Genomic DNA, 15,152 nt, shown 5'->3' on the forward strand with positions numbered 1-15,152 from the left:
GACCAAAGGGAAAGAGATGAGCACCACAGTTCGCGTTTTAATCGTCGATGATCACCCGATGGTCGCCGAAGGCATCCAATCGATCCTAGAGAGCTATGACGACATTGAGGTGCTCGCCTGCCTCAAGGATGGAGCTGAGGCGGTGGAACAAGCCCCGGCTCTTGCACCGGACGTTATTCTGATGGACCTGAACATGCCCCGGCTTGGCGGTTTAAGCGCCACCGAGATGATTTTGGAGCGCCAACCAGAAACCCGAATTGTCATCCTGACGATGCATGACAGCCCTGAATATATCTCCACTGCGCTGAGCCATGGCGCGCTGGGGTATATCCTAAAAGATGTGCCCACCGAAGAGATCAAGCAGGCCATTGATACAGTAATGAGCGGTGAACGGTATCTCTGCACAGGCGCCCAGGGCTCGCTCGAACCCAAGGATGGCGAGACGCGCGAAGCGCTCACCGGGCGCGAGCAGACCATCCTGTTGGAACTGGCCCAGGGTAAATCAAACAAGGAAGTCGCCCTGGCACTGGATATCTCGGTGCGCACGGTTGAGACCCACCGCAAAAACATCAAGCGCAAGCTGGGCATTTCCTCAACCGCAGGCCTGACCCGCTATGCGCTGGAACATGGCGTCCTGCAGGGCACCGGCCACGAATTCTGAGGCCGCGCGCGCGCCGGTTTTGCCCCGCTCCAGAGCGCCATTTCCTTGCCGTCACAGCTGAGGCACCTTAGGCGCAAAGACCCCGGTTCGGCCACTTTCGGCGGGCAAAACAGCGCTGGGGAATGGAAAGAAGGGAACGAAAGATCACAATTCGCACCCAAACATTCCGATAATTCCCAAAAACCGACCCCTTGCGCAAGAAAATGTCCGAAATGAGAGGGCTTTCGATCCTTTTGCCTGTTGACGCCCCGCCAAAGCAATCATAATGTCCGCTGCAACGCAGTAAAGGAGAGCCTGGCAATGACCAGCCTAGTCGTAATTGTAGGAACCAAGCGCATGGGCCGGTAACGGTAGACCACAATCAAACCCATGCGCCTCCCCTAGAATTAGCGGAGGCTTTTTTTATGCGTAATGGACGATGCCGCCAATTGGAGCAAAAAGCAGATGACACGTGAAATGACCGGCGCAAAGATGATAGTCGAAGCCCTGAAGGAACAGGGCGTCGACACAGTTTTCGGATACCCAGGTGGCGCCGTACTTCCGATCTACGACGAAATTTTCCTGCAAAATGACATTCGCCACATCCTGGTGCGTCACGAGCAGGGCGCGGTCCATGCCGCCGAAGGCTATGCCCGCTCCACCGGCAAGCCCGGCGTTGTGCTGGTGACCTCTGGCCCCGGCGCTACCAATGCGGTGACCGGCCTGACCGATGCGTTGCTGGATTCCATTCCGCTGGTGGTTCTCACCGGCCAGGTTCCCACCTTTATGATCGGCTCGGATGCCTTTCAGGAGGCCGACACTGTTGGCATCACCCGCCCCTGCACCAAGCACAACTGGCTGGTGAAAGACACCGACAAGCTGGCCGCAACCCTGCACGAAGGCTTTCATGTCGCCACCTCGGGTCGCCCCGGCCCCGTTCTGATCGACATCCCCAAAGATGTGCAGTTTGCCACCGGCACCTATGAGCCAGCCAAACCAAGCGCTTCGCGCTATCAGCCCATCGTCAAAGGCGATATGGAAGAAATCACCGAACTGGTCGCCGCGATTGAGGCCGCTGAACGCCCCGTTTTCTATACCGGCGGTGGCGTGATCAACTCCGGCCCTGCCGCCTGCCAACTGCTGCGCGAACTGGTGGATAGCACCGGCATTCCAATCACCTCGACCCTGATGGGATTGGGGGCCTATCCGGCCTCAGGCGAGAACTGGTTGGGCATGCTGGGCATGCATGGGCTTTATGAGGCCAACCTGGCGATGCATGACTGCGATCTGATGATCAATATCGGCGCCCGTTTTGACGACCGGATCACTGGCCGTATCGATGCCTTCAGCCCAAATTCCAAAAAGGCCCACATCGATATCGACCCCTCTTCGATCAACAAGGTGATCCGCATCGACATCCCAATTGTCGGTGACGTGGGCCATGTTCTGGAGGATCTGCTCAAGGTTTGGAAGGCGCGTGGCCGCAAGGTGAACCGCGAAGCCATTGCCAAATGGCAAAAACAGATCAGCGAATGGCGTGGGGTCAATTGCTTGGCCTATACCGGGTCGCAAAAGACCATCAAGCCACAGTATGCCCTGGAACGGCTCGAAGCCCTGACCAAGGACCATGATCGCTATATCACCACCGAGGTTGGCCAGCATCAGATGTGGGCGGCGCAATACCTCAACTTTGAAGACCCAAACCGCTGGATGACCTCCGGCGGGCTTGGCACCATGGGCTATGGCTTCCCCGCTTCGATCGGGGTGCAGATGGCGCACCCGGACGCGTTGGTGATCAACGTCGCCGGTGAAGCCTCGTGGTTGATGAACATGCAGGAGATGGGCACCGCTGCCCAGTATCGCCTGCCGGTGAAACAGTTCATCCTCAACAACGAACGTCTGGGCATGGTGCGCCAGTGGCAGGAGCTGCTGCACGGCGAACGGTACAGCCATTCCTGGTCTGAATCGCTGCCTGATTTTGTAAAACTGGCCGAGGCCTTTGGCGCCAAGGGCATCTTGTGCTCTGACCCCGCTGATCTGGACGACGCCATCATGGAAATGATCAACCACGACGGGCCAGTGATCTTTGACTGTCTGGTGGAAAAGCACGAGAACTGCTTCCCGATGATCCCATCAGGCAAGGCCCATAATGAGATGCTGATGGGCGAAGCCGACACCCAGGGCGTGATCCAGTCCGGTGGCGCGGTTTTGGTCTAACTTTAGCCCAGCTACAGAATTTGCAGGGCGGTTGCGCCCTGCCCCGTACTTTGGCCCGAATTCAGAAAGGGACATAAATGTCTGCCCTACATATCAAAAAAGGCTCCACCCGCCATTCTGCCTATAACCTACGCCCCACATTTTCGGATGTTCAGGAAAAACACACTCTGGCGGTTCTGGTCGAAAACGAACCCGGCGTTCTGGCCCGTGTCATCGGCCTGTTTGCCGGTCGTGGCTATAACATCGAAAGCCTCACCGTCGCCGAAGTGGATCACACCGGGCATCTGTCCCGCATCACTGTGGTGACCACCGGCACCCCTCAGGTGATCGAGCAGATCAAGGCTCAGCTTGGCCGTATCGTATCGGTCTATGAGGTCCATGACCTCACCGTTGAGGGCGCATCGGTCGAGCGCGAGCTGGCCATTTTCAAAGTGGCCGGAGAGGGTGACAAGCGGGTCGAAGCCCTGCGCCTGGCCGATATTTTCCGGGCCAATGTGGTCGACAGCACCTTGAACAGCTTCATCTTCGAAATCACCGGAGCACCGGAGAAGATTGACGCCTTTGCCGATCTGATGCGGCCTTTGGGTCTGACAGAAGTTGCGCGAACCGGCGTTGCAGCGCTGCTGCGCGGCGCCTGACAGCACGAACAAGAAAACGAGATGTAAAAAAGGCCGGTCCAATGACCGGCCTTTTTGTGTTTTAGACTTACTGTCTCTCCTTGGCGATTCTCTCCAGGCCGTCCCTCCTTGCCGAAGGAGATCCAACACCATCAGAAGCCAGGCACCAGAACTGAGGCCACACCTAAGGCCAAGGCCCGGTTGCCGTCACCTCAGACAAAGCTCAGGCGCGACGCAACCGACCAGCTGCATCCAATGGAAAGGCAATGATGTTCTGCGCCTCATCGTCATCGGTCAAAGGCGAAACGCGGCTGTGGGATTGCTCCGCCTCTTCCCGTCTCACCCCAGCCGCGCTTGTCCGCTCCAACCGAACGGGGGACACTGGCCTTTCCGCGACCGCGACGCATGTTGCAGCGGTGGCTGTGACAGGTATGTCGCATGACGCCCCCTCCTGCGCCACCAGCTTAAGCGATGAGCCCGCACATGCCTTTTTGCTGGCAACAGCAAGATCCTCTGCCAGACTAGGACAGCCAGGTTCCTGAAGAACCTGAATATCCAACGCCACACGTAGATCATTTTCCAACGTCAACTCGAACGACACCCAGTCACCAGAACGGATTGCAAAATTATCAAAGGTACCCACATGGGTGTAGAATGCCAAATCCCCCTGATCTTCGCACCAAATAATTGCTTTTCCAGCTGTCGCGTCACTCCAAAGAACAATTCCAATCATAACAGTCCTCGCATTCTGGACAGATCGAGTTTGGTTCAAAAGGCTCTGTTTCAACATCGTCAAAAATGCATCGACCCATTGCATTTTGTGTCTGCACCCCTAAGACTCTGACACAACTTAGAGACGGCATGACACGGATTAGCGTCCATACCCTCGAAATTCGTGACTATTCCGCCCAGAAAACAGGATACACAGGCTGCCATGTCAGACACACTGGACCTCATAGGTCAAACAGACACTGCTTCGACACGGTCGCCGGCACAACTGCGCAATATGTTTGGCACCAATCTGCGTCACCTCGCGCAGCACTATCCTTCGGTTTCGGAACTGGCGCGGCGGCTTGGGATCAACAGAACCCAGTTCAACCGCTACATGTCCGGCGAGAGCTTTCCACGGCCGGACATTCTTGACCGGATATGTAATTTTTTCGAAGTGGACGCCCGCATTTTGTTGGAACCGGTTGAGACAATCGGGCATCAGGGGAACATCCTTAACGGCCCGTTTCTCGCCGATTTTCTTGGCCACGGTATCCGCCAGGTCAACGAGGCAATGTTCCCGACAGGGTTCTATCGGTTCACCCGACGCAGTTTTGTCAACAGCGACAAGTTTGTTATCGGGCTGGTCCATGTGTTCCGCTCTGGCAAGGCTGCAACCTTTATCAAAGGCTACGAGGCGCGCGAAGCGATGCGCTACCAGGGCCTGTCCGACGCCCCCAAGCGGCGCGAGTTTCGAGGTATTCTGACCTCCCATGAGGACGGCGTTGCCTTTGTCATCTCACGACGCCACGCTATGACCTATTCGTTCAACTACCTGGCGCGGGTTGGGTCTTTGGAAAACAACTTCTGGCTTGGCTATGTGGCGCGCACCGTGCGCGACGGCAGCGGTGAGCGGGTTACACGTATGGTCTACGAACATCTGGGGAGGGACATAGGCAGCGCGCTCAAGGTGGCACGCACAGCCGGATTTTCCACCGCCGAAGATCTGCTGCCCTACCACCGCCACCTGCTGCGCCCGGATGACCCCTTCAGCTAAGGCCATAGCCCCAGGCGCTCCCCTTTGCCGTTGCCGGGCGCAGCTTGGTCAACGGGCAATCTGGCGGTAGATATGCCAGGTGGCATGCCCCAGCAGAGGCAGCACCAGGAACAGCCCGGCAAACCCGGGCAAGAGCGCCGCGAAGGTCAAAACCGAAATCGCCCCCGCCCAGAACATCATCAACAGGAAGTTTCTCTGCACGTAGGTAAAACTGGCGATCATCGCGGTGACAAAATCAACTTCGCGGTCCAGAAGCAGCGGCAGCGAAATCACCGTAATCATATAGAGCAGCAACGCAAAAAGCGCCCCAACCAGGCTGCCGACGCCCAGCATCAGCGCCCCGTTCAGCGACAAAAACACCTCCAGCGAGCTGGAAATATTGGTCATCGTCGAAAGCCCCAGAAACAGCGCAAAGATCATATGGCCCAAAAAGAACCAGAACAGAAACACCACAATAATAATGGCGCAGATCGAGGGCAGCTGGCGTCGGCTTTGAAGCAGAATTACGCCCAGAATACCCCCGGCATCCATTGGCTCCCCCTGTTCCAGACGATGCGAAACCTCATAGAGCCCAACCGCGGCAAAGGGGCCGATCAATGGAAAGCCAATGGCGGCAAGCACCAGCCAGAATGTGGTTCCCGTTTGCAGGGTTATCCAGATCATCGCCCAGCCAGCCAGCACATAGACCCCGGAGAAAAACAGCCCGTATCCGGGTTTTTTGCAAAAATCCTGCCAGCCACATTTTAGCGCCTGCGCCAAAATCTCGGCCCGCATTGGCTGCAGGTCCGGCACTCCAAAAGCTTTCTCACTCACTCAATTCTCCTCCCCAGAAAAATGTCTCGTGTTCTGTTTTCCCCTAGGATCACCCCAGGGGCGGCGGGGCGTTCTGTGGCAGCAGGCTGGCTTGATGATAGCCCTGCCCCAGCGCCAGCAGGTTTTGATCCTGTCCCTGCGCCGCAAAGATCTGCACCCCCATAGGCAGCCCGGTTTGGCCAAAACCGGCAGGAACCGCCAGACAGGGCAGCCCCAGCAGGCTGACCGGTGTCACAACCTGCATCCAACGGTGATAGCTGTCCATCGCGACGCCATTGATGTCACGCGGATAGTCCAGATCCAGCGCAAAGGGCCAGACCTGCGCCGATGGCAAAACCAGCGCATCATAGCTTTGAAACAACTCCGTGGCCCGGCGCTGCCAATCAGAGCGCAGATCCGAGGCCTGCTGTATCTGCTGGGCGCTAAATGACAGGCCCCGGTCCAACTCCCAGATCGCCGTCTCTTTCAGGCTTGCCCGGTGCCCCTCAAGGGCACGCAGGCCGGCAGCCACCGCAAAAGACCGCAGGGTAATCCAGGACTCCCAGATCTGCTCTGCGGAAAATGGTGCAGGCACAGTTTCGACCCGGTGACCGAGGTTGCGCAGATGCGCCAGGGCCTTTTCGCTGGTTTCAAGCACACCAGGCTCCATCGGGAAGGCCCCGCCCCAATCGCCCAGCCAGCCGATACGCATCGGCGCGGGCTCTGGAAGCGGCAGCATTGTCTCGCGGCTTCGCGACAGCGGTTGGCGCGGATCAGGCCCGGACATCACGTCCAGCAACAGGGCAAGGTCTTCAGGGCTGCGTGCCATCGGGCCTGCGGTTGCCAGCTGATGCAGGAACAGGTCCCCGGTTGGTTCTGACGGAATCATGCCCCAGGTCGGGCGAAAGCCGTAGACATTGTTCCAGCCCGCCGGGTTGCGCAGGGATCCCATCATGTCAGAGCCATCGGCCAATGCGACCAGCCCGGCAGACAGCGCCACCGCAGCCCCGCCAGAGGATCCGCCACAGCTACGGCCTGTGTCGAACGGATTGCGGGTGGCGCCATAAACAGGGTTGAACGTATGAGAGCCCAGGCCAAACTCTGGCGTATTGGTTTTGCCAATAAAAATGGCCCCGGCGGCGCGCAGACGCGCCACAAAAAGCTCATCCTGTTGCGGCACAAAATCCCTGAACATGGGCGAGCCTTGGGTAGAGGCTATGCCTTTGACATTGGCCAGGTCCTTGATTGCCATTGGCAAACCATGCAGCACGCCGCGGGATTTGGCCTGATCAGCGGCAGCGGCTTCGGCCATCAGCACATCCCGGTCACGCAGGGCGACAATGGCATTCAGCTGCGGATTGACTGCATCAATCCGGTCCAGGGTTTCCTGCATCACCTGCACCGCGCTAAGCGCACCACTGCGCAGCTGTGTCACCAGCTCCAACGCCGATCCAAAGGGGTCATACATGAAAATGCTCCTGCTATACTTATGGATCAGCCTAGCGCTGGAATTTACGTCTGAAAAGCTGCACCCAAGGCTAACCTTTTCATTCGCCTGGAAAAACGACTGTATCTGGCGGAAAATCCACCACCACTCACCCAGATCAGTGGCTACATCCTAAAAATCAGACAGGCAGGTAGACGGGCGGGTAGACAGGCACACAAGTAACAAAAGGGTGCAGGGATTCTCCCTGCACCCGGACCTGTGTTCTTTGCCCCTTTTGAATGACGCCTTGTTTGCAAAACAAGGCACCCAAAACAGCTTAGTCGCCCTGCGCTTGCGAACGGCTTTTGCCCGCGACATTCATCGCCAGCGTCGCTGCCATAAACCCATCCAGATCTCCGTCGAGCACCCCTTTGGTGTCAGAGGTCTCGTGGCTGGTACGCAGATCTTTGACCATTTGGTACGGCTGCAACACATACGACCGGATCTGGCTGCCCCAGCCTGCATCGCCCTTGTTTTCATGGGCCTCGTTGATGGCCGCGTTACGGCGGTCCAGTTCTTGCTGATACAGCCGGGATTTCAGTGCTTTCATCGCGATGTCGCGGTTTTGGTGCTGTGACTTCTCTGACGAGGTCACCACAATACCGGTGGGGTGGTGGGTGATCCGGACCGCCGAGTCGGTGGTGTTTACGTGCTGACCACCCGCCCCGGACGACCGGTAGGTATCAATGCGAATATCCGCCGGGTTCACTTCAATCTCGATATTGTCGTCCACCACCGGGTAGACCCAAACCGAACAAAAAGACGTATGGCGTTTGGCGGCAGAATCAAAAGGTGAGATCCGCACCAGGCGATGCACACCGCTTTCGGATTTCAGCCAGCCATAGGCATTATGCCCGGTGATCTTGTAAGCGGCGGATTTAATGCCGGCTTCTTCGCCCGCACTTTCGGATTGCAGCTCGACCTTGTAGCCTTTTTTCTCAGCCCAGCGCACATACATCCGGGCCAGCATCGAGGCCCAGTCACAGCTCTCGGTGCCACCGGCGCCCGAGTTGATCTCAAGGAAGGTGTCATTGCTGTCGGCTTCCCCATCCAGCAAGGCTTCCAGCTCTTTTTCTGCAGCAGAAACCTGCAGCGTTTTCAGGGCCTCTTCGGCGTCGGAGATGACCTCTTGGTCCTCCTCCATCTCGCCCAGTTCAATAAGTTCGATATTATCGGCCAAGTCTTGCTTGATGCCCTTGTAGGTGTCGATCGCATCAACCAGATTTTGACGCTCGCGCATCAGCTTTTGCGCCGCCTCAGCGTCATCCCACAGGTTAGGGTCCTCGACACGGGCGTTGAATTCTTCCAGCCGGTACTCTGCTGTTTCCCAATTCAGACGCTGGGCCAGAAGCTCCAGAGATTTCTCGATCTCGGCCACGGTATTTTGGGTCTCAGCGCGCATGTGATGTCCTTGAACTTACGTATCAAGCAAGGGTGATAGACCACAGAGCCCTTGCGAGCAAGCCGGGCTGCGGACAAAGCCGCGACTGCCGCAGCCGCTCCGGATCGCCCCCTGTCGCTGACGCCTCGTTAAAAGTTGAAACAAAAACTTCCCCCGAGAAACCACCGAGAAACCCTAGGGAAATTTTTCACACCTATGGATGATCTGGTTCCCCACAGGACATCTTTGCGCCGATCTGGACCAATCACAGCACCGCCCCGGAATGACGCCGCACCACTAACAGTTCAGGAAGCCGTAAAGGCGGCTCTCTGAATCAACAAAGGAATACCAACGTGCCCTCTGGTTATTTAGTCTCGCTTGGCGATAGCGCCCTGAACTCAGGAGATTCCATTTCCGGCGGTTATACCGCCTTTACGACGGATCAGGCACTTGGTTCCGGCACCTGGACCTGGAGCGGCAGTTCCGGTGGCACCACCTACACCAACGAGACCGAACCCGGCACCTACGCCCTGGGCGATGATGGCAACGTCTATTTCACCCCGGATGCCGGGCCGGTTGGCACCATTAGCTCTGCCTCTGCAACCAACCCTCCCTCATATACCTCCTCCGAGGGCACCGTCGACGGCACGGATTCGGATGATTATATTTCGGCAACCCACACGGATGCCGATGGCGACAGCATGAACGACGGGATCGGCGGTGGCGCTTCGGGAAATGGCGACACTGTGCTGGCGGGCGCTGGGAACGACACGGTCTTTGGCGCGGGCGGCGATGATTCACTAGTCGGCGGCACAGGAAACGACTCGCTTCATGGCCAGGATGGCGATGATACCCTGGAGGGGGGCAGCGGCGCGGACCACCTGAGTGGCGGCACCGGGCTCGACTATGCGGATTATTCCAACTCTGCGGAGGCTGTGGACGTGAACCTGGCAACGGGTGCGGCCAGTGGCGGCGAAGCGGCTGGTGATACCTATTCCGGTATTGACGGCGTCATCGGTACGGATGGCAACGACACGATTGTCGGCTTTGACAACGAAGGCACCAGCGCGGGTGACACCTACACCAACGATTTCTATGGCGGCGACGGCGATGACTACATGGATGGGGCCGGCGGACGCGATACATTGCATGGAGACGCAGGCGACGACACCCTGCTTGGGGGCGCGGGCGACGACCGCATTCTTGGCGGCGACGGTGCTGACAGCATTCTTGGCGGCAGTGGCGACGACACGCTGGATGGCAACGCGGGTCATGATACAATGTCCGGCGGCACTGGCAGCGATCTCATGTCAGGTGGCGCGGGCAAGGACCAGATTGCGGTAGCAAAGGGCGATACCGTCTTTGGCGGCGATGATCAGGATACCTTTACCCTTGTCGATCTGGGTGAAACCGGCGATGCAGGTATTGTCATTGATGGCAATGAAGGCGGCACCGATTGGGACACGCTGGATCTTGGTGGATTAATAGATCGCAGCACGCTGGATGTCACCACAACAGAAGATGGCACCATGAGCGGAACCGCCACCTTGCTGGATGGTTCTAGTCTGACATTTTCCAATATTGAAAAAATCATCTGCTTTGCCGCCGGCACCAGGATCTCCACCGCTGCCGGGGCGATCCCGGTTGACGAGCTGGCCCAGGGAGATCTGGTCCTTACCCGTGACAATGGGTTTCAGCCAGTCCGCTGGGTGGGCAAAACAACTGTTCCGGCGATGGGGGACTGGGCCCCGATCCGCATTCAGGCAGGGACACTTGGCACCAGCCGTGATCTTCTGGTGTCGCCACAGCACCGCATGTTGCTCACCGGGGCGACGACGCGGATGCTGTTTGACACCAATGAGGTTCTGTCGGCGGCGCATCACCTGGTCAACGATCACAGCATTCGCCGCCAGCCGGGTGGCATGGTCACCTATGTTCACCTGCTGCTGGATCAGCATGAGATTATCTATGCGGAGAACTGTCCCACCGAGAGCTTCTTTCCCGGCGATCAGGCGCTTGAGGCCCTAGGCCCACCGGCCCTGTTTAGCCTGTTTGATTGTATGCCTGAGCTGCGTGGCCACCCCAAGGGCTTTGGCCCCACAGCGCGGCACTGTCTAACGCGGCGCGAAACTCTGGCCTTAATGGCCACCGCCCCCGCGACATCGCCGGAAACGCCTGCTTTGCCCCTGGGGTGAACTTTCCCGAGCCACCCCTTGGTTGCGACGGAACGAGAATGCAAAGCTTCAGCGCCTAATAGCGCCTAATACTGGCCGCCTGAAGTGACAGTGCCAAAGGTGGCCTTTGGTCCCAGAACTGCGGTGCCGCCGCTAGAGGTGGTCACCTGACGGCCAGATTGCTGCACCTCTTCCAATAGCGGCAGATCAGACCCCATGGCAAAACCGCCGTCAAAAGCCAAACCAAAGATGGGCTCAGCCCCGTCGCGGAAATACTCGGCCACCACATAGGCGCCCGAAGCACTGTCGGGCAGGCGCGCACCAGTATAGCGGTCGATCTTGATAAAATGACCACCCTCGGGCACTTCGAAGGGTCCACCGCCAAATTTCTCGGTGGCCACCTTCATGAACTGCTGGAACACCGGACCACACATGGTGCCGCCATAGGCGCCCCGCCCCATCGGACGGGGTTGGTCAAACCCCATGTAGCAGCCCGCGACAATATTGGAGGTAAAGCCCACAAACCACACATCGCGGGAATCATTGGTGGTCCCGGTCTTGCCTGCGGTGGGAACCGGCAGGTTGATCACACTGGAGGCGGTGCCGCGCTCCACCACGCCTCGCATCATCGAGCTAAGCTGATAGGCGGTGATTGGATCCATCACCTGTTCGCGGTCCGTGGCGATACGGGGCGCTTGCCCGGCTGGCAGGTCAGGCGCTGCGCAATCGACGCAGTCACGATCATCATGGCGATAGATCGTGCGCCCGTAGCGATCCTGCACCCGGTCCACCAGGGTGGGCTGCACCCGCTCGCCGCCATTGGCGAACATCGCATAGGCCGCCACCATCTTGTACAGCGTGGTTTCTTCTGCACCCAAGGAGTTGGCCAGGAAGGTGCCCATATTGTCGTAGACCCCAAAGCGTTCAGCATATCCCGCCACAACCGGCATCCCAACCTCTTGTGCCAGACGAATGGTCATTAGGTTCCGGCTCCGCTCGATGCCGGTGCGCAGGGGCGTTGGTCCATAGAATTTGTTCGATGAGTTCTTGGGACGCCACAGCCCCTGTGGGGTGTTGATCTCGATGGGCGCATCAATAACGATGGTCGCCGGGCTATAGCCACTGTCCAGGGCCGCCGCATAAACAAAAGGTTTAAAGCTGGAGCCCGGTTGGCGTTGCGCCTGTGTTGCGCGGTTGAACACGGAATCCTGATAGGAAAACCCACCCTGCATCGCTAGAACCCGGCCGGTGTTCACATCCATCGCCACAAAGCCACCCTGCACCTCGGGCACCTGACGCAGCGACCAATGCTTAATACTGCCGTCATCCGCCGTAACAGCGCGCACCAGCACCACATCGCCACGGGTGATATTGTCCTTAAAGCTGCCCTTCATCCATTTGATGTCATCGCGCGGCACTGCACCGGTGCCGGTCTGTTCCTCGACGCCAACAATAAGGGCCTTGTCACCGACCTCTAGTGCCACAGCCGGATACCATTTACCGCCCAGCGTAATATCGCGGGGGACCTCGGCCTCTGACAGGGCTTCGCGCCAGCTTGCCTCATCCGCCAGCACTTCCTCTTCCAGGGTAACGCCAGTGCCGATCCAGACCCCACGCGAACGGTCATACTTTTGCAATCCCGTGCGCAGCGCATCGGCCGCCTCGGTTTGCATCTCGGCATCAATGGTCGCGCGCACCGACAGGCCGCCCGTAAAGAACTCGCCTTCGCCAAAGTTCTCAGACAGCTGGCGGCGGATTTCATCAGTAAAATAATCACGGGGCGGCAGGGTGGTGCGGAAACTGGGGAAATCCCCATTCTGCACCGAGCGCAGCGGCTGCTGGACTTCAACTTTATAAACGGCGTCGGAGATGTAGCCGTTTTCAAACATTTCCCGCAGCACATAGTCGCGCCGTTCCTTCAGGCGCGCCTTACCTCGCACCGGATGGAATTTCCCCGGCGCCTTGGGCATCGAGGCCAGCGTCGCCGCCTCATGGGGGGCCAGCTCACCCAGGGTCTTGTTGAAATAGCTCTGCGCCGCTGCCGTCACCCCGTAGGAGTTCTGCCCGAGAAAAATCTCGTTGAGATAGAGCTCAAGGATCTGGTCCTTGTTCAGCGTCTCCTCCAGCCGGGTGGCGAGGATGATCTCTTTGACCTTGCGCGCCGCCTTACGGTCGCCGGACAGCAGGAAGTTTTTCATCACCTGCTGGGTGATCGTCGACGCCCCGCGCACGTTGTCCCCGCGCGAGCGCACCGCCTCAACTGCGGCGGCGGCAATACCACGGGCATCATAGCCATTGTGGGAGTAGAAATTCTTGTCCTCAGCCGAGATAAACGCCTGTTTCACCAAATCCGGAATCTCCGCCGAAGGGGTGAACAGGCGTCGTTCCTTGGCAAACTCATCGATCATCCGCCCCTCGCCAGAATAAATCCGGCTGATGGTTGGTGGCTGATACTGCGACAGGGATTCATGACTGGGCAGATCGCGCCCGTAGATCCAGAAAATCGCTCCCAGTGTCAGCGCAACCATGGCAATGCCCAGGGTTACGGTGCTGAAGATCGAACCAAAGAAGGATAGAATAAACCTGAGCACGGATGCTGCCTTTCTCGCGGGGTGCCGCCTATATAGGAGGGCGACGGCCTGGGGTCAAAAGCGGAAACAGCGGAAAGATGCCGTCACAGGGGGAAAAACGCTTTGCAATGCCCCTCGGGTCTTTGCCTTTTCTCTTCAAAACCTGCAACCACCGGAAACAAAAAAATCCATGCAGAGCCCGCTACGTCTGTCGCAGGGCTGTCATCAGGTCTGACGACAGCGCATTTGGCCTATTGGCGTACCAGAGCGCGACGCGCGTCATCCTCTATCCGCCAATCAATCAGACCTTTCAGCATCGCAGTTGCGGTTTGTCGGCGCCAATCAGGATCTTGCAGATTGGCCAGGTCGCGGGGGCTGGACAAAAATCCGACCTCCACCAGAACTGATGGGATATCGGCGGATTTCAACACCGAAAACCCGGCAGATCGCAACGGCTTACGATTAAGCGGCCCGCCCTGCTCCTTCAGCCCGGTAACCAAGGCCCGTGCCAGGGCTTCGCTGCGGGGCTGGGTTTCCTGTCGCGCCAGATCCAGCATCACCCCGGCAACCAGATCATCCGTGTGGCTCAGATCGGTGCCCGACAGCAGATCGGCGCGATCATGGCGCTCTGCCAAGCTGGCCGAGGCCGCATCCGTGGCCTCTTGCGACAGGGTGTAGACGGTAGAGCCATGCGCGTGCCCCTGTGTCAGCGAATCCGCATGTAAGGAAATAAACAAATCCGCTCCGGCCTGATGCGCCAGCGCAGTGCGCCGCTCAAGCGAGACAAAATAATCCCCATCCCGGGTGACCTGAACCGCAAACTGACCCGAGCGCACCAAAACCTCGCCCAGCTCCAGCGCAAACTGCAACATCAGATCTTTTTCGACGACACCGTTCGCAGCCTTGGCCCCAGGATCAATACCACCATGCCCCGGATCCAGCACCACCAGCAGCGGCGCGTTTTCATCCCGGTGCGGCGCGACGTCCAAAACCTGTGGCGCGGGCAAATCCCAACGGGCATCCTGCGGCGCGCCCGCCGCTTTGGCAAAATCTTCTGCTGTGCTGGCCTGCAAGTCCAGCTTGAGCACCGCAGCCGCGGTCACCGGATCGACCTCCAGCGCTGCCGCGGCAACCACCATCGGTTCAGAGAGTTCCAGCACCAGCCGCGACCAGCCGGGCACATAGGTGCCAAATTGCACCGCAGCCACAGCCTCGCCGCTCAAAAATGCTTCCGGGTCGAGCCCGTTCCAGTCGACCTCCTGAAAGTCCAGCACCAGCCGGGCGGGCTCATCCAGGGTGAACAGCCGATACGGCACTCCCTGGCTCAGCCCCAGCTGCAGGCGCGCGCCGTCACCAGTATCGCTGATCTGCGAGACCTCGCTGGTGACGCGTGCCAGGCCGCTAAATTCCTGCGCTGAGGCCAAAGACCCCATAACGCATAGCCCGCCCAACCAAAGGGCCGTCACCGCCGCGTTCAATCTGCCCATGTACTGCCCCTGACCTGTGTTTA

11 protein-coding genes are annotated in these 15,152 nt (G+C 58.6%); 5 read left to right on the forward strand and 6 right to left on the reverse strand.

From position 1 onward, the window contains the following. The first annotated feature begins 16 nt into the window (after positions 1–16). The 3 genes from N1037_15460 to ilvN all read left to right on the forward strand — a co-directional run bounded on the left by N1037_15460 (position 17) and on the right by ilvN (position 3,495). On the forward strand, positions 17–661 hold the full coding sequence (locus tag N1037_15460; protein UWS78657.1) for a response regulator transcription factor: 645 nt from the start codon (positions 17–19) through the stop codon (positions 659–661). 444 nt (positions 662–1,105) lie between these two features. After that, positions 1,106–2,857: an acetolactate synthase 3 large subunit gene (locus tag N1037_15465; protein ID UWS78658.1), complete on the forward strand. Its 1,752-nt coding sequence runs from the start codon at positions 1,106–1,108 to the stop codon at positions 2,855–2,857. Positions 2,858–2,934: 77 nt separating this feature from the next. Beyond that, on the forward strand, positions 2,935–3,495 hold the full coding sequence (gene ilvN, locus N1037_15470; GenBank protein UWS78659.1) for an acetolactate synthase small subunit: 561 nt from the start codon (positions 2,935–2,937) through the stop codon (positions 3,493–3,495). 202 nt (positions 3,496–3,697) lie between these two features. On the opposite strand, the gene N1037_15475 is transcribed toward ilvN, so the two are convergent. Then, a complete protein-coding gene (locus N1037_15475; protein UWS78660.1) occupies positions 3,698–4,291 on the reverse strand; it encodes a hypothetical protein in 594 nt (197 codons plus the stop codon). Positions 4,292–4,408: 117 nt separating this feature from the next. On the opposite strand from N1037_15475, the gene N1037_15480 reads away from it, so the two are divergent. After that, entirely contained in the window at positions 4,409–5,239 is an 831-nt protein-coding gene (locus N1037_15480) for a helix-turn-helix domain-containing protein (GenBank protein ID UWS78661.1), read from the forward strand. A 48-nt stretch (positions 5,240–5,287) separates the two neighbouring features. Here the strand turns inward: N1037_15480 and N1037_15485 are convergent, their stop codons facing one another. The 3 genes from N1037_15485 to prfB all read right to left on the reverse strand — a co-directional run bounded on the left by N1037_15485 (position 5,288) and on the right by prfB (position 8,919). Then, complete coding sequence (locus N1037_15485; protein UWS78662.1) at positions 5,288–6,052, reverse strand: DUF2189 domain-containing protein; 765 nt, start codon at positions 6,050–6,052, stop codon at positions 5,288–5,290. Between the two features lie 49 nt (positions 6,053–6,101). Next, positions 6,102–7,499, reverse strand: a complete 1,398-nt coding sequence (locus tag N1037_15490; protein UWS78663.1) for an amidase — start codon at positions 7,497–7,499, stop codon at positions 6,102–6,104. Between the two features lie 295 nt (positions 7,500–7,794). Further along, entirely contained in the window at positions 7,795–8,919 is a 1,125-nt protein-coding gene (prfB, locus tag N1037_15495; GenBank protein UWS78664.1) for a peptide chain release factor 2, read from the reverse strand. 332 nt (positions 8,920–9,251) lie between these two features. Between prfB and N1037_15500 the strand changes: the two genes are divergently transcribed. After that, entirely contained in the window at positions 9,252–11,093 is a 1,842-nt protein-coding gene (locus tag N1037_15500; GenBank protein ID UWS78665.1) for a Hint domain-containing protein, read from the forward strand. Positions 11,094–11,158: 65 nt separating this feature from the next. Here the strand turns inward: N1037_15500 and N1037_15505 are convergent, their stop codons facing one another. Further along, on the reverse strand, positions 11,159–13,663 hold the full coding sequence (locus N1037_15505) for a PBP1A family penicillin-binding protein (GenBank protein ID UWS78666.1): 2,505 nt from the start codon (positions 13,661–13,663) through the stop codon (positions 11,159–11,161). A 230-nt stretch (positions 13,664–13,893) separates the two neighbouring features. Continuing rightward, positions 13,894–15,129, reverse strand: coding sequence for an N-acetylmuramoyl-L-alanine amidase (locus N1037_15510; protein ID UWS78667.1), 1,236 nt, complete (start codon positions 15,127–15,129; stop codon positions 13,894–13,896). Positions 15,130–15,152 lie beyond the last annotated feature (23 nt).

Origin of the sequence: Phaeobacter sp. G2 (genome assembly GCA_025163595.1) — a bacterium.
Taxonomy (GTDB): domain Bacteria; phylum Pseudomonadota; class Alphaproteobacteria; order Rhodobacterales; family Rhodobacteraceae; genus Pseudophaeobacter.

Excerpts from the sequence above, each read along its gene's own strand:
- N1037_15480 (UWS78661.1), top strand. The coding sequence starts at position 4,409 with ATGTCAGACACACTGGACCTCATAGGTCAAACAGACACTGCTTCGACA.
- N1037_15510 (UWS78667.1), bottom strand. The coding sequence starts at position 15,129 with ATGGGCAGATTGAACGCGGCGGTGACGGCCCTTTGGTTGGGCGGGCTA.
- N1037_15475 (UWS78660.1), bottom strand. The coding sequence starts at position 4,291 with ATGCAATGGGTCGATGCATTTTTGACGATGTTGAAACAGAGCCTTTTG.
- N1037_15465 (UWS78658.1), top strand. The coding sequence starts at position 1,106 with ATGACACGTGAAATGACCGGCGCAAAGATGATAGTCGAAGCCCTGAAG.
- prfB (UWS78664.1), bottom strand. The coding sequence starts at position 8,919 with ATGCGCGCTGAGACCCAAAATACCGTGGCCGAGATCGAGAAATCTCTG.
- N1037_15460 (UWS78657.1), top strand. The coding sequence starts at position 17 with ATGAGCACCACAGTTCGCGTTTTAATCGTCGATGATCACCCGATGGTC.
- N1037_15490 (UWS78663.1), bottom strand. The coding sequence starts at position 7,499 with ATGTATGACCCCTTTGGATCGGCGTTGGAGCTGGTGACACAGCTGCGC.
- ilvN (UWS78659.1), top strand. The coding sequence starts at position 2,935 with ATGTCTGCCCTACATATCAAAAAAGGCTCCACCCGCCATTCTGCCTAT.